General features: G+C 68.4%; 17 protein-coding genes. 13 read left to right on the top strand and 4 right to left on the bottom strand.

Translation table 11 applies throughout. The features are described from left to right. Window positions 1-195 precede the first annotated feature (195 nt). The 4 genes from mmsA (at window position 196) to ACFY1J_RS30435 (ending at window position 5932) form a co-directional block, all read left to right on the top strand. Window positions 196-1743: a multiple monosaccharide ABC transporter ATP-binding protein gene (mmsA, locus tag ACFY1J_RS30450; RefSeq protein WP_390711070.1), complete on the top strand. Its 1548-nt coding sequence runs from the start codon at window positions 196-198 to the stop codon at window positions 1741-1743. Continuing rightward, window positions 1740-3038 carry a multiple monosaccharide ABC transporter permease gene (gene mmsB / locus ACFY1J_RS30445; protein ID WP_390711071.1) on the top strand — a complete coding sequence of 433 codons (1299 nt, stop codon included), beginning with the start codon at window positions 1740-1742 and terminating at the stop codon, window positions 3036-3038. The genes mmsA and mmsB overlap by 4 nt, the downstream gene beginning before the upstream one ends. Before the next feature lie 100 nt (window positions 3039-3138). Continuing rightward, window positions 3139-4248, top strand: a complete 1110-nt coding sequence (locus ACFY1J_RS30440) for a substrate-binding domain-containing protein (RefSeq protein WP_390711072.1) — start codon at window positions 3139-3141, stop codon at window positions 4246-4248. Between the two features lie 217 nt (window positions 4249-4465). Then, window positions 4466-5932: a cellulase family glycosylhydrolase gene (locus tag ACFY1J_RS30435; protein ID WP_390711073.1), complete on the top strand. Its 1467-nt coding sequence runs from the start codon at window positions 4466-4468 to the stop codon at window positions 5930-5932. On the opposite strand, the gene ACFY1J_RS30430 is transcribed toward ACFY1J_RS30435, so the two are convergent. From ACFY1J_RS30430 to ACFY1J_RS30420, 3 genes are all read right to left on the bottom strand, one after another. After that, window positions 5896-6417, bottom strand: a complete 522-nt coding sequence (locus tag ACFY1J_RS30430) for a transglycosylase SLT domain-containing protein (protein WP_390711074.1) — start codon at window positions 6415-6417, stop codon at window positions 5896-5898. The genes ACFY1J_RS30435 and ACFY1J_RS30430 overlap by 37 nt on opposite strands. A gap of 429 nt (window positions 6418-6846) precedes the next feature. Continuing rightward, a complete protein-coding gene (locus ACFY1J_RS30425) occupies window positions 6847-7839 on the bottom strand; it encodes an asparaginase (protein ID WP_390711075.1) in 993 nt (330 codons plus the stop codon). A gap of 69 nt (window positions 7840-7908) precedes the next feature. Beyond that, the gene (locus ACFY1J_RS30420) at window positions 7909-9093 is read right to left on the bottom strand and encodes a hypothetical protein (protein ID WP_390711076.1); all 1185 of its coding nucleotides are present in this window, start codon (window positions 9091-9093) and stop codon (window positions 7909-7911) included. Window positions 9094-9277: 184 nt separating this feature from the next. On the opposite strand from ACFY1J_RS30420, the gene tsaA reads away from it, so the two are divergent. From tsaA to ACFY1J_RS30385, 7 genes are all read left to right on the top strand, one after another. Continuing rightward, window positions 9278-9682 (top strand): tRNA (N6-threonylcarbamoyladenosine(37)-N6)-methyltransferase TrmO, encoded by a 405-nt coding sequence (gene tsaA, locus ACFY1J_RS30415; RefSeq protein ID WP_390711077.1) that lies wholly within the window; start codon window positions 9278-9280, stop codon window positions 9680-9682. A gap of 134 nt (window positions 9683-9816) precedes the next feature. Continuing rightward, window positions 9817-10224: a hypothetical protein gene (locus ACFY1J_RS30410; protein ID WP_390711078.1), complete on the top strand. Its 408-nt coding sequence runs from the start codon at window positions 9817-9819 to the stop codon at window positions 10222-10224. A 216-nt stretch (window positions 10225-10440) separates the two neighbouring features. Further along, on the top strand, window positions 10441-11100 hold the full coding sequence (locus ACFY1J_RS30405) for an NADPH-dependent FMN reductase (protein WP_390711079.1): 660 nt from the start codon (window positions 10441-10443) through the stop codon (window positions 11098-11100). 90 nt (window positions 11101-11190) lie between these two features. After that, a complete protein-coding gene (locus ACFY1J_RS30400) occupies window positions 11191-12129 on the top strand; it encodes an NAD-dependent epimerase/dehydratase family protein (protein WP_390711243.1) in 939 nt (312 codons plus the stop codon). After that, window positions 12126-13070, top strand: coding sequence for an RNA polymerase sigma-70 factor (locus ACFY1J_RS30395; protein ID WP_390711080.1), 945 nt, complete (start codon window positions 12126-12128; stop codon window positions 13068-13070). Before ACFY1J_RS30400 ends, ACFY1J_RS30395 begins: the two co-directional genes overlap by 4 nt. 58 nt (window positions 13071-13128) lie before the next feature. After that, window positions 13129-14382, top strand: coding sequence for a glycosyltransferase (locus ACFY1J_RS30390; RefSeq protein WP_390711081.1), 1254 nt, complete (start codon window positions 13129-13131; stop codon window positions 14380-14382). A 57-nt stretch (window positions 14383-14439) separates the two neighbouring features. After that, window positions 14440-15501, top strand: coding sequence for a phosphotransferase (locus ACFY1J_RS30385; RefSeq protein WP_390711082.1), 1062 nt, complete (start codon window positions 14440-14442; stop codon window positions 15499-15501). A 22-nt stretch (window positions 15502-15523) separates the two neighbouring features. On the opposite strand, the gene ACFY1J_RS30380 is transcribed toward ACFY1J_RS30385, so the two are convergent. Then, the gene (locus tag ACFY1J_RS30380) at window positions 15524-18400 is read right to left on the bottom strand and encodes a tetratricopeptide repeat protein (RefSeq protein WP_390732324.1); all 2877 of its coding nucleotides are present in this window, start codon (window positions 18398-18400) and stop codon (window positions 15524-15526) included. Between the two features lie 232 nt (window positions 18401-18632). On the opposite strand from ACFY1J_RS30380, the gene ACFY1J_RS30375 reads away from it, so the two are divergent. Together ACFY1J_RS30375 and ACFY1J_RS30370 are read left to right on the top strand one after the other, a co-directional pair. Next, window positions 18633-19025 carry a hypothetical protein gene (locus ACFY1J_RS30375; RefSeq protein ID WP_390711084.1) on the top strand — a complete coding sequence of 131 codons (393 nt, stop codon included), beginning with the start codon at window positions 18633-18635 and terminating at the stop codon, window positions 19023-19025. A 9-nt stretch (window positions 19026-19034) separates the two neighbouring features. Further along, window positions 19035-20141, top strand: coding sequence for an FAD-dependent oxidoreductase (locus tag ACFY1J_RS30370; RefSeq protein ID WP_390711085.1), 1107 nt, complete (start codon window positions 19035-19037; stop codon window positions 20139-20141). Window positions 20142-20143 lie beyond the last annotated feature (2 nt).

Here is a 20143-nt window from a genome sequence, read left to right as displayed (position 1 = left end):
CCATGTATTGACACCGGCTCCTCGGCCTGAAAGCCTCCATGCGGGAAATCTGACAACGTTGTCCCCAGACTGGTGACAACGTTGTCAAGACCCGCGCTGCTCCGCCCCGGAGCACCCCGAAGCTGCCGGCGGGCCGAACGAAGGAGTTCTGATGAGTCAAGGCCGTGGCGGGCTCCGCACCGCGGAGTCCTGCTCATGACCCAGGCACCGCCCTTGCTGGAGATGCGGGGGATCACCAAGACGTTCCCCGGTGTGAAGGCGCTCGCCGACGTCAACCTGGTCGTGCGGGAGGGCGAGATCCATGCGCTCTGCGGGGAGAACGGCGCCGGCAAGTCCACGCTGATGAAGGTGCTGAGCGGCGTGCACCCGTACGGCAGCTACACCGGCGAGATCCGCTACCGGGGTAGCGAGGTCCGCTTCCAGGACATCCGGGCCAGTGAGCAGGCCGGCATTGCGATCATCCACCAGGAGCTGGCGCTGGTGCCCGGCATGTCGATCACCGAGAACATCTTCCTCGGCAACGAGCCGCGCAGACGCGGTGCGATCGACTGGAAGGCCGCTCAGCGCCGGGCGCTGGAGCTGATGGAGCGTGTCGGGCTCCAGGAGGACCCCGACACGCTGATCAAGGACATCGGCGTCGGCAAGCAGCAACTCGTGGAAATCGCCAAGGCGTTCGCGAAGGACGTGCGACTGCTCATCCTCGACGAGCCGACCGCGGCGCTCAACGAGACCGACTCCCAGCACCTGCTCGATCTGCTGCGCGGCTTCCGGGAGCGGGGCATCACCTCGATCATCATCTCGCACAAGCTGAACGAGATCGAGGCGGTCGCCGACACCATCACGATCCTGCGCGACGGCCGCACCATCGAGAGCCTCGACGTCAAGGCCGACGGCGTCGACGAGGACCGTATCGTGCGCGGGATGGTCGGCCGTGAGCTCAGCAGCCGGTTCCCCGACCACGTGCCCGGTATCGGCGAGGTGTTCTTCGAGGTCCGCGACTGGACCGTGCGGCACCCGAGTTCGGACGACCGGCTCGTGTGCAAGGGTTCGTCCTTCAACGTCCGGCGCGGCGAGATCGTCGGCTTCGCCGGCCTGATGGGTGCGGGTCGTACCGAGCTCGCGATGAGCCTGTTCGGCCGTTCATACGGCACATACCTGTCCGGCCGGGTCTTCAAGGACGGCAAGGAGATCCAGCTGAAGTCGGTGGCGTCCGCCATCCGGCACGGCCTCGCCTATGTCAGTGAGGACCGCAAGTCGATCGGGCTCAATCTGCTGGACGACATCAAGACCTCGATGGTGTCCGCCAAGCTGTCGAAGATCGCCAGGCGCGGGGTCATCGATCCGGTGCGCGAACATCGCATCGCCGAGGAGTACCGCGGGAGTCTGAGGATCAAGACCCCCAGCATCGACGAGGGTGTCGTGAAGCTCTCCGGCGGCAACCAGCAGAAGGTCGTCCTGGCGAAGTGGATGTTCACCGATCCGGACCTGCTCATTCTCGACGAGCCGACACGCGGCATCGACGTCGGGGCCAAGTACGAGATCTACGGGATCATCCAGCGGCTCGTCGGCCAGGGAAAGGGCGTCGTCGTCATCTCCTCGGAGCTGCCGGAGCTCATCGGACTGTGCGACCGCATCTACACGGTGTTCGAAGGCACCATCACCGGCGAGGTGGACCGCCGTGATGCCGACCCGGAACTCCTGATGAAGCAGATGACCGCTACGAAGAAGAGCCCAACCTCATGAGCCGAATCAAAGAGCTGCAGAAGAACCTCTTCGGAGGCACGACCTCCAACGCCCGCCAGTTCGGGATGATCTTCACTCTCGTGGCGATCGTCCTGCTGTTCCAGATCTGGACCGCAGGCCTGACCCTGACCTCCGGCAACCTCATCGCGGTCGTCAGCCAGTACTCCTACATCCTGATCCTGGCCATCGGCATGCTGATGGTGATCGTCGCCGGGCACATCGACCTCTCGGTCGGCTCCGTTGCGGCATTCACCGGCATCGTCGTCGCCAAGGCGATGCAGGAGCACTCGCTGCCATGGCCGGTGGGCATCCTGCTCGGCCTGCTCGTCGGCGCGCTGATCGGCGCGTGGCAGGGGTTCTGGGTCGCATACGTGGGAGTGCCGGCGTTCATCGTGACCCTGGCCGGGATGATGCTGTTCCGCGGCGGCAACCAGTACATCGGCAACGCCGACACGGTGCCGGTGCCCGCCGGGTTCCGCAAGATCGGTGCCGGCTTCCTGCCCGAGGTGGGACCGGACACCGGATACAACAACCTGACGCTGCTGCTCGGTCTGGCCGCCTGTGCCGGCATGGTGTGGCGCGAGTGGAGGGCACGTCAGACCCGGCGTGAGATGAAGGCGGACGTCGCGCCGCTGTGGATCACGGTGGTCCGCCTGGCCGTGATGCTGGGTGTCATCGTCTTCGCCACGCTGCGCTTCGCCGGCGGCCGCATCGGCACCAGCCTGCCGATCTCCGGCATCATCCTCATCGTCCTGGTGCTCGCCTACTCGTACTACACCCGCAACACCATCGGCGGACGGCACATCTACGCCGTGGGCGGCAACGCCCGTGCGGCCGAGCTGTCGGGTGTGAAGCTCAAGCGGGTCAACTTCCTCGTCATGATGAACATGTCCGTCCTGGCCGCCCTGGCCGGCATGATCTTCGTCGCGCGGTCCGCGGCTTCCGGCCCGCAGGACGGTCTGAGCTGGGAACTCGACGCCATCGCGGCCGTCTTCATCGGCGGCGCGGCGGTCTCCGGCGGCCTCGGCACGATCAGCGGCTCGATCGTTGGTGGTCTCGTCATGGCCCTACTCAACAACGGTCTGCAACTGGAGGGCGTCGGCTCCGACATGGTCCAGATCATCAAGGGCCTGGTCCTCCTCCTCGCCGTCGCGTTCGACGTGTACAGCAAGCGTCAGGGACGCTTCTCGATCATTGGATCGCTCATGGGTCCGTTCCGGAAGGAGGAGCCGGCCACCCCGGTCGAACCACCGGCTCCGAGCTCCGACCCCGACAAGGCTCCGGTCGCAGGCTGACCGTCAGGCCCCGACCGAAGCCGCCGTACACCACGGCGCTCGACCTCCGCACCACTGCAAGCTCGACCTCCGCACCACTGCAAGAAGGGCTCATCTCACCATGCGCAGAATCATCACCAGAGGCATCGCCGCGGCCGGCGCCGTCGCATTGCTCGCCCTGGGCACGGCATGCTCCAACGAGCGTGAGGGCTCCGGCAGCTCCGGCGGCAATCACGCCAAGGGCTTCGCGCAGGACTCCCTCATCGGTGTCGCGCTGCCGGCCAAGACGTCGGAGAACTGGGTACTCGCCGGTGACCTGTTCACCGACGGCCTCAAGAAGGCGGGCTTCAAGACCGACGTACAGTACGCGGGCGCCTCGACCACCGTCGCCGATCAGCAGTCGCAGATCTCCTCCATGGTCACCAAGGGCGCGAAGGTGATCGTCATCGGAGCGACCGACGCCTCGCAGCTCGCCACTCAGGTCGCGCAGGCCAAGCAGGCCGGAGCGACCGTCATCGCCTACGACCGGCTCATCACCAACACCCCCGACGTCGACTACTACGTCGCGTTCGACAACTTCAAGGTCGGTCAGTTGCAGGGACAGGCCCTCGTCGACGGCATGAAGGCGAAGAAGCCGAAGGGGCCGTGGACGATCGAGATGTTCTCCGGGTCGCCGGACGACAACAACTCCAAGGTCTTCTTCGATGGTGCGATGAGCGTGCTCAAGTCCTACATCGACAAGGGCGACATCGTTGTCGGCTCGGGGCAGAAGGGCATCAAGCAGACCGCGATCCAGGGCTGGAAGGCCGAGAACGCGCAGCAGCGCATGGACTCGCTGCTGACCTCGACCTACAACGGCGGCAAGAAGCTCGACGGCGTTCTGTCGCCGAACGACACCCTCGCCCGCGCGATCATCACCTCGGTGAAGGGCGCGGGCAAGCCGGTCCCGGTCGTCACGGGTCAGGACTCCGAGGTCGAGTCGGTCAAGTCGATCATGGCCGGTGAGCAGTACTCGACCATCAACAAGGACACCCGCAAGCTCGTCGCCGAGACCGTCGGCATGGTCGAGTCCCTGCAGAAGGGCGACAAGCCGAAGATCAACGACACCAAGTCGTACAACAACGGCACCAAGGTCGTCCCGGCCTACCTCCTCCCGCCGGTCATCGTGACCAAGGAGAACGCGGCCGAAGCCTACGCCGGCGACCCCAAGTTGGCTTCCCTCACCAAGTAGAGGCAGGGCGAACACCCGCACGCGCCCCGGAGGACGAATCCGGGGCGCGGTGTCGCATGCCCCTCCTCCCCCGTCCCCCGGCAACCGACCAAGGCCGCCCGAGCCTCACTTCGTCCGGTTTCTGCCTTTGTCGACCGCCGGCCAACCCGGTTCGCTCGCTGCGGAGTCGAGTACGTCCGCACTCGGCGCGACGTCGCGCCATGAGCCGGAGGTGTTGATGCGCAGGTACGCGGTCGCCGCCATGGCTGCCCTGGCACTGCTCGCGGCCGTGCTGCTTCCCGGCCCCGCGCACGCGGGTTCCGTCGAGCCGACGCCCGGGACGAGGCTGACCGATGACCGGGGCAGAGTGCTCACCCTGCGGGGCTGGAACGTCGGGGACAAGGCACACCGCGGTGCCGACGCGCTGTCCGCGATCACCGAGCGGCACTTCCGCGACATGGCGGCGCAGGGCTTCGACTTCGCCCGGCTGCTGGTGTTCTGGGACGACCTCGAACCGGAACCCGGCCGCTACAGCCGACAGTACCTGCGCAAGATCGAGCAGCTACTGAACTGGGCCCACCGGTACCGGATCCATGTGGTGATCGATGCTCACCAAGACGTGTTCGGGCCCCGTTTCGGACATCGCGGAATCCCCGAGTGGGCGACGCGCACGGACGGGCTGCCGTTCACACCGCACCCGGACGACTGGTTCTCCGAGTACTTCGAGCCGGCAGTGCAGGCCGCGTTCCAGCACCTCTACCAAGACGCCGACCTGAGGAGGGCGCAGGCCCGTATGTGGCGGTTGCTTGCCGAACGGTTCGGCGGGCACCCTGCGGTTCTCGGCTACGACCTGATCAACGAGCCGATGGGGCGCATCAACGCGGACGAGGACCTGCCGACCGCCGCGAGGCGCATCGAGTCCCGACAGCTCACCCCGATGTACAACCGCATTGCCGACGCCGTCCGGCAGGTCGACACGGACGGCTGGCTGTTCGTGGAGCCGACGCCGATCGTGGGCGAGGGCGTGCCGACAGGTCTGGGCCGGATCGACGACCCGAAGGTGGTGTACGCCCCGCACCTGTACAACGCGGCCATGGAGGCGGGCGGGGACTACGACCCGGACAGTGGCTGGCTGGAGGCTTACGAGACCGCCGTGGTCGACTATCCGCACGAGCACGGTATCCCGGTCGTCGTCGGTGAGTGGGGGCCGTTGAACGGCGACCTGCCCCACATGGGCCGCTTCTATGACGACGCCCTGGCGTCCATGGACCGCTACAGCGGCGGCTGGGCAGGTTGGGAGTGGTGTTACGGCGGGGGGTACTGCGCGATGGACGTGAACGGCCGGCTGCGCCCCAACAAGGAGCGAACCGTCCGTCCGTACGCCCGGGCTGTTGCGGGCGAGGTCCAGGTCGACAGCTACAGCCCGGCCACACACACCTACCGGCTCAGCTACGAACCACAGCGCGGCAGCACGACCGAACTGTCCCTGCCCCCGGCTCCGGTGGGCCGGCGGGTCGTGGTCATCGGCCCGGCGACTGCCCGGCCCGCCGTCGTGCCGGCGGGGAAGGCCGCGACGGTCCGGGTCACCGCGCGGGCTGCCGACGAAAGTGGCGTGACGGTGGTTGTCACACCCATGCCGACTTCGTCGTCGTCCGAGCGTGGGCCGGGTCAGTACGCGGAGTTGACGTTGTCGATGGAACCGTAGCGCTGAGCGGCGTAGTTGGCGGCGGCGGTGATGTTCGCCACCGGGTCGGTGACGCTCTGAGCGGTGCCGGCGACGTGGTAGGCGTTGAAGGTGGGCTGGATCACCTGCAGAAGGCCCTTGGACGGGATGCCGTTCTGCGCGTTGACGTCCCAGTTGTTCTGGGCGTTGGGGTTGCCGCCGGACTCACGCATGATGTTGCGGTGCAGGCCGTCGTAGCTGCCGGGGATGCCCTTCGCCTTCATGATGGCCAGCGACTGCTTGATCCAGCCGTCGAGGTTCCCCGCGGTGCCGGTGGTGCCCTTGGGGTCGGTGTTGCTGTCGCGAGAGGGAGCCGTGACGCTGTGGGCGGCCTGCGGTGCTTCGGCGGCCTGCGCGGAGGCCGGCATCAGCGTGAGAGCGGCGGCCGCGGCGCCGGTGGTGGCGAGGCCGGTCAGGGCGAGGGTGCGCAGGCGGGCAAGGCGGCGGGGGGCGGTGATCGCGGTCATGAGAAGGGACTCTCCTGTAGGACGTCTTAGAGGCGCCGGCCGGTATCGGTCGCGGCCTGTAGGGCGTCGGGGCGAGGGCCCCGTGCTGCCGTGCGAGTGCTGGCCGGCCCGGCGATGTACATCCGGTCCGTCCCGCAGCTTGCGGCGACGACAGACATGGTTAGCGGCGGGCGGAAGCGGGCGCAAGAATGTGACGTACTACCCGACTAAGGAGAAATGTCCGAAATTGGCCATTCTGGCGGCTTTAGAGCCTGCTCATGGCAGGGCGACTCTACGATGCCGGGTAGGACGTGATCTGGGTCCTATGGGTGGCATCACGCTCCAGGCGCTCCTCCGGCACTCTCCAGGCCCCGGAAAGGGCCGACCCGACAGCGGCGACCGTGTCACGCTGCGTCACAGTGCGAGCACCCGGGTGTCGGCATCCTGGGTTCAGCCGTGCTCGGCGAAGGCTGCGGTGATTGCCTCGCGATCGGCACCGCCGGCCAGCAGGAGCCGGAGGAGGATCCGGGCCTTGTACGGGTCGAGAAGGCCGCCGTTGATGAGGCCGCGGCGTTGCAGGTCGGTCTCCGAGCCGATGGCGCCGTAGGTGTGCCGCAGAACGGATCCGCTGCCGGTGCGGGAGGTGAGCACGACGGGCATGCGTTCGGCCAGAGTTCCCAGGAGATCGGCGAGTTTGCTCGGGACATGCCCGACTCCGAAGCCGGCGATGACCAGTCCATGGCTCGCCCCGGCGATGGCGGTGAGGATGTCCGCGTCCTCGTCGAGGGTGACGGTGTGCAGCGCGACCCGAGTCTTGTCCAGCGCTTCAGGCCGCGGGTACGGCGCGCGGCGGCGTGCGGGGGCCATGAGTACTCGGGCGTGGCCTTCGATGACGTGACCGATCGGGCCGGTGTTGGGCGAGGCGAAGGTGGCGGTGCTGGTGCTGTGGGTTTTGCGCACCCAGCGGGCCGCGTGGATCTCGTCGTTGAACACGACCAGCGCTCCCAGGCCCCGGCTCGCGGAAGAGACGGCGGTGCGGGCGGCGGCGAGCAGGTTCGCCGGGCCGTCGTGTCCCGCGAGTGTCGGGTTGCGCATGGCCCCGGTCAGCACGAACGGCTCGGCGTGCGGCCAGACCAGGTCGATGAGAAACGCGGTCTCTTCCAGAGTGTCGGTCCCCTGGGTGACCACCACCCCGCAGGCCCCGGTCCGGACCGCCTGCGACGCGGATTCCACCAGGGTCAGGACGTGCGCGAACGTCAGATTCGCGCTGGGGACTGCCTCGATGTCGTGGATGTCCAGGGCCGTTCCGAGCTGGTCGAGCCCGGGCACGGCCGCGGCGAGGTCGGCTCCGTTCAACCGGCTGACCACCGGTCCGCCTTCGACGCCCGGGGTGTGACCAGTCATCGATATCGTGCCGCCGAGCGTGAACAGTGCGACGCCCATACTCCTGTGCCTTCCGCTCGCATGCGGGCAACGGCTGATTCCTGCCCTCGGCAACCTATCGGGAGGGGATCACGCTTGCCGATCTTGTGACAGAGCGTCAGGCGTTCCAGCGCCGGTGACTGTGCCGGTGTCACGGTCACCGGCCAGCCGTAGTGTCACAAGGGCCGCGATCCCGGCCGTGATGCCGAAGGTGACAGCGGCCGGGACGTCGTCGCCGAGCTTTGAGAACACATACACAGGCCCCCACACGGTGGCGGTGTCGTCCATCGTCATGTGCAGCACTTGGCTTGCCAGCAGACCCAGCACGGTTGCGCACACCGCGCCCGCCGCCATCGCCGGCACCGTGGTCCGGGTGAGCAGGCCGGGCAGCAGCCGCAGCGCCCACCACACCACGGCCAGCATGACCACGTCGGCGACCCGGTACAGCAGCCAGTCGCCGAGCGGCGTGGTCGTCGGGCCCGTCCAGCTGCCGAGCAGCAGCCACTCACGCAGCAGGTCGCCGGGCTCGGACCACAACCCTGCGCCGCTGAACGAGGTCTGGATCCAGGCCGCCACCGATTGGTACGAAAGGAACACCAGCGACACCGCGATCACACCGGTCCCCACACTCGCGGCCAGCCGGGCGGCACGCGGCGGCACACTGCGACGGGGCAGTGGCTCCTCACCCCTGGCGGCCACACTCGCCACAAGCACCGTGAGCGGGGCGGTCATCAGCGAGACGAACACCACGACCGGCCCGCTCGACGCGATCACACCCGCCAGCTGCGGCAGGAACCGATAGCTGCCGTGCCCCCGGGACGCGATCAGCCAAGGCGCGGAGACCGTCACGGCCAGTGTTCCGGCCACCGGGCCCCAGGCCCACAGCGCGAGCAGCGTGGCCGGCGTACGGCCCTGCGTCGGCGGAATCCTGCGGACCAGGAGCAGCGCGCCGGCCAGGAAGAACACGAAGACGGCCACGAATCTGATCTGCAGCGCGGTGACGTACAGACCGGCGTACTGGGTGCCGCCGCTCAGAGCCGTGCCCTCGCCCCCGCTCGTGCCCGCGTCAACAGGCCCGTCGGACAGCAGCGTCATCGGGGGGTCGTACGACCAGGGCGCAAGCCATCGCCGGAGTTCGCTCGCGGACTGCACATCGAACACGCTCGTGCTGCCGCGCAGTTGCAGTGCCAGATCACTCGCCCCCGCCCACCACAGCAACAGCGTGATGAGCAGGCCTCCGACCAGTGCCGGTATCAGCGCGCGCCGATATGCCATGTGTCTTCCCCCGCCTTGGCCCTGCATCCGTGAATGATTCGATGAGCCGAACAACCGAAGCGTAACGAGGGCCGTTGGCCGTCTGTCCGCGAGGATGAGGTCCCGACAACACACGGGCGGACAGGCGCGCCACCGGCACAACTCGCCGTCCCGCACCGAGACTGCAGAGAAGGAAGAGGGACCCTTGACCGCATACCTGTTGCGCCCGATCGGTCACGTCGAGTCGCCGCTCAAGGACCGGGCGGCCGCACCGCGCCAAGCCGACGAGGGAGCACCCGACGCCTGGCTCGTCCTAGACGACGAGTACGCCTCCGCCGTGGACGGCCTCACCCCGGGCACCGACGTACTGCTGCTCACCTGGCTCGACCGTGCCGACCGCGACACGCTCGCCGTCCGCCCGCGCGGCGACACCACCCGCCGTATCACCGGCGTCTTCGCCACCCGCTCACCCGACCGTCCCAACCCGATCGGCCTGCACACCGTCCACATCCTGTCCATTGCCGGCCCACGCATCCACGTCCGCAACCTCGAAGCCCTCGACGGGACTCCGGTCCTGGACATCAAGCCGGTTCTCACCCCCGATCGCTGACCCATCGTCCCGTCGGCTCGAACCGGAGACGATGACGCGATCCTCCCAACTGGTGCTGCGTAGCGGCTACGATCGGCCCATGACGTCACATCGGGCGGATGCCGCGTAGGTCCCCGTACAGGGTGCGGGGCACCGTGCCCGACCGGCGCAGCGAGGGTGCGGTGAGCACGCTGCTCATCAGCGCGTGTCCTGGGCCGTCGGCATGTGCCGCCGCGCACACGTACCTCTTCGTCGATGGCCTCGACGTGGTGGCGCGCAGCGACAGCTGCATGGCCGGCCGCAGCCCAGGGCGACTGCTCCGCCCGGGCGGACCGCTCTATCCGACGGACATGCCGCGGACGGTGGATGTGGCGCGCGAGGAACTGCCCGAGCCAGGGCCGGGCGGCCTGACCATCCGGATCGAGCTCCGGGGCGAGACGATCATCTGGTCCGACCTGATGTACCCGGGCCCCGACGGCAGGCCCATCGAGGAAGCTCGCTTCCGGCTGGAGCAGTACCTGGGCGAGGTCGAGCGAGCATACGCGGCGCTGAAGGACGCGTAGAACCGCCTGGCGTCCACGATCCACGGTCCCCGTGGGAAGCCTGCGAACGGGACATTCAGCACCGCGACCGACCAGCACGGATGCGCGACAGATGCTGGTGTTCCGGCGCTCTGGAGCCGGCGCCGGGGCTGTCGGTCGCACAGCGGCCGTCTCGGAACCACACTAGTCAGTGGGGCGCCCCGTTGGACGCGTGTGACTACGACGGAAGGACAGACCATGACCATGGACACGTCCCCCGGCCCCCTGCGGGTCCTGGTCTTCGGCGCGGCGCTGCGGGCCGATTCGGCCAACGCCCGCCTCGCCTCCCTCGTGGCCCGGCTCATCTCCGACACCGGCGCCACCGTCGACCTCGCCGCCATGCGCGACTTCGACATGCCCTTGTACGACGGTGACGTGGAAGCCACCGAAGGGCTGCCGCCCGGCGCCCTCGCCCTGCGCGACCGGCTCGAACAGAGCGACGCCGTCGTCATTTCCTCGCCGGAGTACAACGCCTCCTTGCCGGGAGTGCTGAAGAACGCGATCGACTGGGTCTCCCGAGTCCGGCCGCAGCCGTTCAAGACCAAGCACGCGATGCTCGTCTCCGCCTCGCCGTCCCTGGTCGGCGGGAACCGCGGGCTGTGGGCCCTGAGGATTCCCCTGGAACACCTGGGCACCCGCGTCTACCCGGACATGTTCAGCCTGGCCGACAGCTACCAGGCCTTCGCCGAGGACGGAACGCTGGCCGACCTGGGGCTGCAGCAACGTCTCAGCGAGACCGTGTCGGGATTCCTCAGCCTCGTCGAAGCGGATGTGCGCTACGTCTGCCTGGAACGCCGGTGGTACGAGTTCCTGGGAGACCGCACCGAGGCAGCCATCACCCAACGGGCAGAAGCCTGACGCCCTGCCAAGTCTCTCCCGTCCCATGTCACAGATCGCCGGGCTGTCTTGTCTCAGGAAGCGAAGGCAGACGCTTACGGCTGGAGGGTGATGGTCATGCGGGTGTTCGTGGCGGGCGGCAGCGGAGTTCTGGGGCGGCGGTTGGTGCCGCAGCTCCTGGCCCGCGGCCACCAGGTGACGGCTACGACCACGAGCGCGGCGAAGCTGGGAGAGCTGGCGCAGCTGGGCGCGGACGGTGTGGTGATGGACGGTTTGGATGCGGCATCGGTCGGTGAGGCAGTGGCCAAGGCCCGACCGGAGGTGATCGTGCACCAGATGACCGCGATCTCGATGGCGCACGCCGGCAAGCCCGATATCAAGCATCCGGACCGGTGGTTCGCCACGACCAACCGGTTGCGCACCGAGGGTACGGATCACCTGATGGCGGCGGCTGAGGCGACGGGTGTGTCCCACGTCGTCGCGCAGGGTTACGCCTCGTGGAACGGGATCCGCGAGGGCGGTTGGGTGAAGACCGAGCAGGACCCGCTGGACCTGCTTGAGGGGACTGCGGCGCACGTGGGGTTGAAGGCGTTGCTTCATGTCGAGGACGTGGTCCTCAAGGCCGGCGGTGCGGTCCTGCGCTACGGCGCCTTTTACGGGCCAGGGGCCATCGACGACCAGGTCGAGCTGGTGCGCAAGCGGCAGTACCCGCTCGTGGGGCGCGGCACCGGCTACAGCTCGTGGGTGCATCTCGATGACGCGGCGAGCGCCACTGTTCTGGCCGTGGAGCAGAAGGCGAGGGGCGTGTTCAACATCGTCGACGACGAACCGGCTCCGGCGAGCGAGTGGCTGCCCCACCTGGCGGCGTGCGCGGGGGCGAAGCGGCCGATGCGGGTCCCGGTCTGGCTGGCCCGGCTGCTGGCTGGGGATCAGGCGGTGGTGATGATGACCGAAGGGCGCGGTTTCTCCAACTCCAAGGCCAAGCACGAACTGGGCTGGCAACCGCACTACCCCTCCTGGCGCCAGGGTTTCCAGGCAGAGCTGGCGTGAACCGGGCCGAGGAGTTCCAGGAGCTGCGGCCCCTGTTGTTCTCGATCGCCTACCGAATCCTGGGCAGTGTGAGCGAGGCGGAAGACGCCGTGCAGGAAGCCTGGTTGCGCTACGAGGCTTCCCCGACGCCCCCCATCTCCGCCAAGGCGTACCTGTCCGCTGTGGTCACCCGAATCTCGATCAACACGCTGCGCTCGGCTCGCGTCCGACGCGAAGAATATGTCGGGCCGTGGTTCCCCGAGCCGCTGCTGACCGACCCGTACGAGGATCCCGAGCGCTCGGCCCAGCTCGCCGACTCGGTGTCGATGGCGGCCCTGCTCCTGCTCGAACGGCTCACCCCGCTCGAGCGCGCGGTGTTCGTGCTGCGGGAGGTGTTCGAGTTCGGCTTCCCGGACATCGCCTCGGCGGTGGGCCGCTCGCAGGCGGCTTGCCGTCAGCTGGTGGTGCGGGCGCGCCGTCACATGAACGCAGGACGACCCAGGTTCGAGGCCGACCGGCACGAGCGCGAGGAACTCGCGATGCGGTTCTTCGACGCCTTCGCCGATGGGAATGTCGAGGCGCTGCGGGAGTGGCTCGCCGCCGACGTGCGGATGGTCGCGGACAGCGGCGGCAAGGCCCCGCAGTGGGCCAGGGGCTTCTTCGGCGTCGGCCATGTGTCCCGGGTCCCGCTCCTCCCGCCGTTCGTGCGGATCGGCGGCGTGGTGGAACCACGCCAGGTGAACGGCCAGCCAGGCGCGATCTTCCGCGACCGGGACGGCAAGGTCCTCAACACCTGGACGCTGGACATCCTCGACGGGCGGATCCAGACGATCCGTACGGTCAGCAACCCCGACAAGCTCGGGCACGTGGGTCCCGTGGCGGATGCCTGGGCGGTCCTGCGCGAAACACAGCGGGCACGCATCCCGGATACGGCACAGCCAACTCGCTTACGTATCACATGACATCCGTGCAAAATCATGGGAGCGTCCAGTCGGCGATCACCGTCGAAGGGAGTCGGTCTTGCGGGTAGTCCTGTCCTTCTGGGACGGCGGGGAAGGTCATCTGGCTCGGGTGGCCCATCTGGCCACGCTCCTGCAAGAACGCGGCGACCGTTGTCTGATCATCTCCAGCAGGGCGAAGGCCGTCCGGGTGCGCGCGCTCGCTCCTGATGTCGATATCGCCGAGGTGGACAACCGGCCGGGTGGGCGGCGGCCTTCAAAGCCCCTGCCGGTGTATTCGCACGCCTTCCGGCACGCGCAGCGGCGCCTCGCTCTGGGCTTCGACGACCAGGACTTCGTCACCGCCAACACCGCCCGAGTGCTTGAGGTTCTGCGAGCGTTCCGTCCCGATGTGGTGATCAACGACTACCACGACACCCTCCGGACCGCGGCGGACGCGGCCTGCGTTCCGGTCGTCTCCCTGGCGATGGCGCACGGTCTGCGTTCAGGGCCCTCGCTCGGTGCGTGGAAGCTGCACGAGTTGGGTGACCGCCCTCTTCCGGACTGTCTGCGGAGCTTCAACCACAGCCGTGCGCAGTGGGGTCTGCCTCCCTACCAGGACGAGCGGGAGACCTTCGAGGGAGACCTCAATCTCATACCGAGCTGCCCCGTGCTGGACCCGCTTCGGCAGCGCACGAACGACGTCCATACAGGCCCCGTCATGACGCCGCCGACACCACCGAGCCGCCGAACGCGTCGTAAGCCGCTCGTCGTTTCCTACCTGGCGGAGGGGAACAACCGGCCGGAGTCGACCTACCCACGGGCACTCGCGGCGGCGGTGAGAGCCGAGCGCAACGTCGAGTTCGCCGTTCTGGGGGGTGAGCAGTACTCCCGCTACTTCCGTAGCGGTGACGCGTTCCTCGGCATGGTTCCGGCACAGCGGTATCTGGCTCTGCTCGACGAGGCGGATCTGGTGATCACACATGGGGGCACCACGTTGGTGCACGCGCTGGAGCGGTCGGTTCCCGTGTTGTGCCTGCCCTGGACGTCGTCCGAGGCCGCCTGGGCGGTACGGGCCGAACAGCACGGTGCGGGGATGCTGTACCCCGCCTACCGCCGTCCGCTCGAATGGCGGATCGACGACGCCGTCCATCCGTCGACACCGCTTGCCGGACACTGGTCCTTGCAGATCACCGCGGCGGGGCTGCTGAACAGCGTGCGGCAGATCCTGGAGGAGCCGGGGTACCGGCGCGCCGCGGCCGATCTGGGGGAGCAACTGTCGGCCGCCCGGCGCCGCTTCGATCTCGTCGACCTCGTGCGGAGCGCCGGTCGCTAGGACGAGTTGTCACAGGCCCCTCGGTCGTCGGGCCGTGGGGAAACGGGGGTGTCTCGCGTGCTTCGCTCTCGTGGGGAACTGTCTGTTCTGGCAGGGCGGCTGCGGGAGCAGGCGCACCGTCCCGTCCCTGGAGCGGAATCCTCGCTGGCCGAAATGCTGGGTGACCGGCTCCTGTTGGCACTGCGTTCGCACAACACACCATCGACCCTCTACTACGTTCACGCCGACGGCGAGACGTATGTGGTCAAGGTGGAGTTCGGGCGCGCGCAGACCATGCGGGACGAGATCCAGTGGTACCAAGACGCGGCACGAAGAGGTCTCCCGAGACGTCTGTTCATCACCGGGCACAGTGGCCCGGGCCTGTCGTTCCTGCTGCTGAAGTGCTTCGGTGACGGCTCCACGGTGGACGATCTCGCGCTGGCCGGCGCGTCGGCCGGTGAGCTCGGGCGTCACGTCACGCGCGCCCTGGACAGCGACATCGAACTGTTCCACCTCACACAACGTCACGCCGGCCCGGCGCAGGTGCACCGACTGGCTGAGCGGCGTCTTGCGCGGCGGCGACGGCAGGCAGGGGCGTTTCCGTTTCTGCGGACGCTGTTGGACGCGGCTGTCGTCACGATCAACGGGGAGGCAATGCCTGGTGTGGCACGGTGTCTGAGCCGCGTCTTCGAAGATCCTCGCCTGGTGGCCCACTTGACGCCCGACCGGGTCGGGGTGACGTTCGGAGATCTGCACTGTGGCAACATCCTCGTCGATGGCGGATCCACCGAGGTGGTCGATCCCCGAGGCGGCCCCCTGCTGCCGATCACCTATGACTACGGCAAGCTCGTGCAGTCCCTCGAAGGAAAGTACGGCGCTGTCATGGCGGGCCGGTACGTGCTGCGCCGGACAGGCGAAACGGAGTACGAGTTCGCCACGGAGGACGTGCCGGGTTACACGGATCTCGGTGTGCTGCTGGCGGCGCGCTGCGATGAGCGCCTGTATCTGCAGTCCCTGTATCAGGCTGCATTGCACTTCGTGGCCATGCTGCCCCACCACTCCTCGGCGCAGGAGGAGACCACGGCCCTGTACCTGTGTGGCGTCTCGCTGTTCGACAAGTTGCTCGCGCAACTTGCGTAGTACACAGTCGGACTGGAGCTCCTCATGCCTGTTCTTCGCGCTGCCGCAGCCGGTCCAGTGCGGTGCGGACCGACCGGGTGTCGGGGTGGTTGTCTCCCAACACCCGGGACCGGCCGGCCGCCGCGCTCTCCAGCGCTGACACCGCTCCGGCGACATCACCCGCCTCCGCTCGCCACCGGCCCAGTTCCGCATAACTGACGAGGGTGTGCGGATGCTCCGTGCCCAGCACACGCAGCCGGTCCGCCAGCACGGCCGCCAATCCTGTCAGGGCTGCCTCCAGGTCACCGGCCTCCGCCTGCCAACGGGCGAGCTCATGGCGGGTCGCGAGGGTGTCGGGGTGATCGGCGCCGAGGATACGGATACGGTCCGGCAACACGTCTTCGAGGCCCCGCACCGCCGCCTCGGGATCTCCTCCGTGTCCGCTCCACCTCGCGACCTCGTGCCTCGTGGTGAGCGTATCCGGATGCTCCGGACCGAGGACCCTCAGCCGGTCGATGAGAAGCGCCTTGAACCCGGCAGCCGTGTCGATCGTTGCGTCGGCCTCGCCGCTCCAACGCGCCAGGTTCGCCCGGGTGTCGAGCACGTCCGGGTGATCGGGCCCGAGCACCTTGATCCGGTCGCGCAACAGGTCGCTGAACGCTGCGGCGGCACCCCTGGCGTCCCCGGCCTTGCCCCGCCAGTACGCGAGGTTGCTCCGGGTGGCGAGGGTGTGCGGATGATCGGCACCCAGGATCCGGGTCCGGTCGACGAGGAGCTGATCGAGGGCTCGTGCCGCGCCCGCGCTGTCGCCCGCTTCCCCCCGCCAGTAGGCCACGTTGTTACGGGTGTTGAGCGTATCGGGATGGTCCGGGCCGAGGACCCTGAGACGATCCTCCAGAAGTGCCTCCAGCGCCTGTGCCGCCCCCGCCGCGTCTCCGGCCTCTCCACGCCAGTAGCCGAGGTTGTTGCGGGCCTTGAGCGTGGCGGGATGATCGGCACCCAGCGCCCCCAGCATGTCCTCGAAAACCTCTTCAAGGCCTTCTGCCGCAGCGGTGGCGTCACCCGTTTCGCCGCGCCAGCGGGCAAGTGTCGCACGGCTCGCCAAAGTGTCGGGGTGCAACCGGCCCAGCACGCGTTCTCGTGTGGCGAGAACCTCCTGTGTCGCGGTCAGCGCGCCACCCGCGTCTCCGGCGTGTCCCCGCCATCGGGCCAGATCCTGCAGACTGGCCAAGGTACTGGGATGTTCCGTGCCGAGCAGCCGGGATTGTGCCGCCGCCACCTGCCGCAATGTGCGCACGGCGGCTGCGGGATCTCCGGCGTGGCCCTGGGCCCGCCCGATCCTGGCCCGGGCTGCCAGCATCTCGGGATGGTCGGGGCCGAGGAGGCGTGAGGCGGATGCGGCCATCTCCGTCCAGTAGCCGATCGCCGCGGCCTGCAAGCCGGCGTCGAACAGGCTGTCACCGGCGCGGTACAGCAGGCGATACCGGTCCGACGTCCACAGATGGTCCCCCGCCAACCGCGACAGTGCGTCGACATTCGCGCGCAGCACGGCCACCAGATCGGCGTCGAGGTAGGTGTGGGCCGGCCAGATTTCGGCAAGAGCGTCTGCCGCCGCGTCCGCGGCCTGCGCGAGGTCGCGCGGCTCGGCGGATTCCCGTACGGCGCGGGCGGTCACCGCGTGCACGCCCACGGCGCGTGGGCCGCCCGCCGAGTCGATGTGCAGCAGGCCGTAGGAATGCAACGCCAGACATGCCTCCCAGACGTCGTCCGGAGACGGCAACGAGACGGCTTCGCCGCCAGGGTTGGCTCGCGCCGCATGTGCCGCTGCCGCCCCGGTGTCCCACACCCGCACCGGATGACCCGCCGGATCGAGGTGGGCGGCCATCTGCATGACTTCACGGGCGGCGCCTTCGGGAGGCAGAGCGGCGGCGGCTTCCAGACCGAGCGTGAGGGTGATCGCCACGGGACGCCCGTAGGCCTCGGTGTCCGCCCACCCGGGCAGCAATTCCGCCAGGGACACCGACTGCTCCACATAGCGCTCGAGGTAGTCGGAGCAGGTGAAGCGCTGTTTGCGGATCAGGTAGGCGGCGGCGTGGGAAAGCGCCAGCGGCAACTGCCCGAGCGCCTCGGCGAGATCGTCGACCGAGCCGTCCAGTAGATGGCCGAAGCCTGCCGAGGACAGCCGCTGACGCAGATAGGCCGCCGACTCCTCCGGCCGGAACGTCCTCACGTCGATCACGCTCCTGCCTCCGCCGCTCAGCGCGGGATGCTTGCGCCGGGTCGTGGCGACCACGTGCCCCCTGCCGCCGGGCCCGCGCGGCCAGAGGTCGTCCACGTCGTGCATGTCGGCGATGTCGTCGAGAACGACGAGCCACGATTTCGTCCCGGCCATCAGCCAGGACAGCAGGACTTCGGCGTCGTGCACCACATCGTCCCCCGTGGTGCCAGGGATCGCCAGGCGACGTGCCGCCTCCGCGTAGGTCAGCTGGATGGTCTCGCGCGCCACGGCGGTCACCCAGATGACGACGTCCCTCCTGTCGCCCTGCGGATCGAGCGCCCGATAGGCGAATGAGGCGGCGAGCTGGGACTTGCCGGTGCCGCCTCCCCCGACCAGCACCTGGGTCGGTACCACGCCGGTGGCCGTCGATGGCCCGGAGACCAGCTGGTCACGTAACCGCGCACGGGGCTGGAACGCCGAAGCCAGAGCCGGAAGAGCGCCGATGACGACGGGCCAGGGATCCGCGGTCGAGGGAACGCCGTGAATGTTGATCTGGGTGTTCCCGCCCGAGCTGTTGACCTGGGAACCGTGGGCGATGTCCGCGGTGAAGGCATGCGGCGCGGAGGCCGGCGGACCGGGGGCCGATGCCGCGCGGTCACCGTCGGAGGAACCCGGGCGGGCCCTGCTCGTTCCAGACGCCATGCTCGTCGAGCCTTCGACACTCGGTTGTCCGCGGACCGCTGCCGGTTTCCCGTTTCCCCGCGTACGCCGGGGCGGCAACGCTACTCGCCGGTGAGCGCGGGCCACAAGGGCACGCGGAGGCGCACGGCAACTCGACGGCAGTGACTTTCCCGATCCGCATGCCTCACCGCCCGGGCTCGATCCCGATAACATGGCGTCCGGGACTTGGCGTTGCGTCAACCGGGGGGCCGGCATGGAACTTGAAGCGGCGTCAGTGGTGGTGGGAGCGCTCGCGGCCGGAGGCGCTCAAGGGCTGCAGGATGCGGCGAGTGCAACGGTGCGGGACGCCTACTCCCGGCTGCGTGACCTGGTGGCGGGGCGGTTCCGGGGGCACCGCCGGGCGGAGGCCGTGCTCGACGACTATGTCTCGGACCCCGAAACGTGGCGCACACCGCTCGAAGTCTTCCTGCGGGAGACCGGAGCGCTGAGCGACCCAGCGGTTCTGGAAGCCGCGCAGCAGCTCATGGCGCTGCTTGATCCGGCAGGCACCGCAAAGGGTCAGTACACCGTCAACATCCACAACTCGTCGGGCCTTCAGGTGAACCACCAAGGCGGAAACGTGCAGGTGAACACCTTCAACGGCTGACGGCCGGCGATGGGCGGCACGGTGGCGGTCGTGGGTGCCGGCTTGTCGGGTGCGGCGGCGGCATGGCTCTTGACGCGGCGGGGGTTCACGGTCGAGGTCTATGAAGCGGCGCACGTGGTGGGTGGTCATGTGCGCACGGAGTGGTTCCGCGGTATCCCCTACGAGCCGCATGGGGCCCACATCTTCCACACCAACCACCGTCGCGTGTGGAACATCGTGTCGCGCGCCGTCGCATTCGCTCCGTATCGGCATCGTGTTCTCACCCGGCTTCGCGGTCACCTGGTCTCCTGGCCACCGCAGAAGGCCGAGCTGTGCGCCCTGGCGGATTTCGCCGACATCGCGCGGGAGCTGGCGCATCGTCCCGGCACCGTGGATGCGTCCGACTTCGAGTCGTACTGCATCTCCGTGCTTGGACCGACGCTGTACGCCGAGAGTGTTCGCGACTACACCGAAAAGCAGTGGGGGCGAGATCCTCGTACCCTCTCGGAAGCCGTTGCCAAGGGGCGCGTGGAGCTTCGGGACGACGGTTGCGTCGACTTCTTTCGGGACACCTACCAGGGTTGGCCACGCCGGGGATACGGGGAACTCGTCGAGGCACTCCTCGGCCGGGCGGTCGTGCACCTCGGGTGCAAAATCACCGTCGGCGATCTTCCGGGGATGACGCGCGCGGGCCAACCGGTCATCGTCACCTCGGCGTTGGACGACTTCGTCGGCGAACCCGGCGCTCTTCAGTGGCGAGGGGTACGGCTGCAACCGGTGTACATGCCCGAGACCACCCTGGCGCAGGGCGCGATGGTCATCAACGAGCCCGCCGCAGCCATCCCATGGACACGGTCCATAGAGACGAAGTGGGCGCTCAGGGAACTGCACGACCGACCGGGCACCGTCGTGCTGCGGGAATATCCGGGTGCGCGGGCCAAACACTATCCGGTGCTCGACTCGGCGGGCGAGAACCGGCGGACGCAGCGGGAGCTGGAACATCGGCTGCGCGGCCTGTCCAGGAACCCGATCCATCCAGCCGGCCGGTTGGCCACCTACTCTTACATCAACATGGATGCCGCCATTCTCAGCGGATTGCGGGTCGCGGAGAAGATCGCAGCCCAGGAAACCGGCTAGAA

The organism is Streptomyces sp. NPDC001406 (genome assembly GCF_042895285.1).
In the GTDB taxonomy this organism is placed as follows: domain Bacteria; phylum Actinomycetota; class Actinomycetes; order Streptomycetales; family Streptomycetaceae; genus Streptomyces.
Note: the sequence above shows the minus strand (reverse complement) of the source record. Positions and strands in the feature narration are given on the sequence as shown.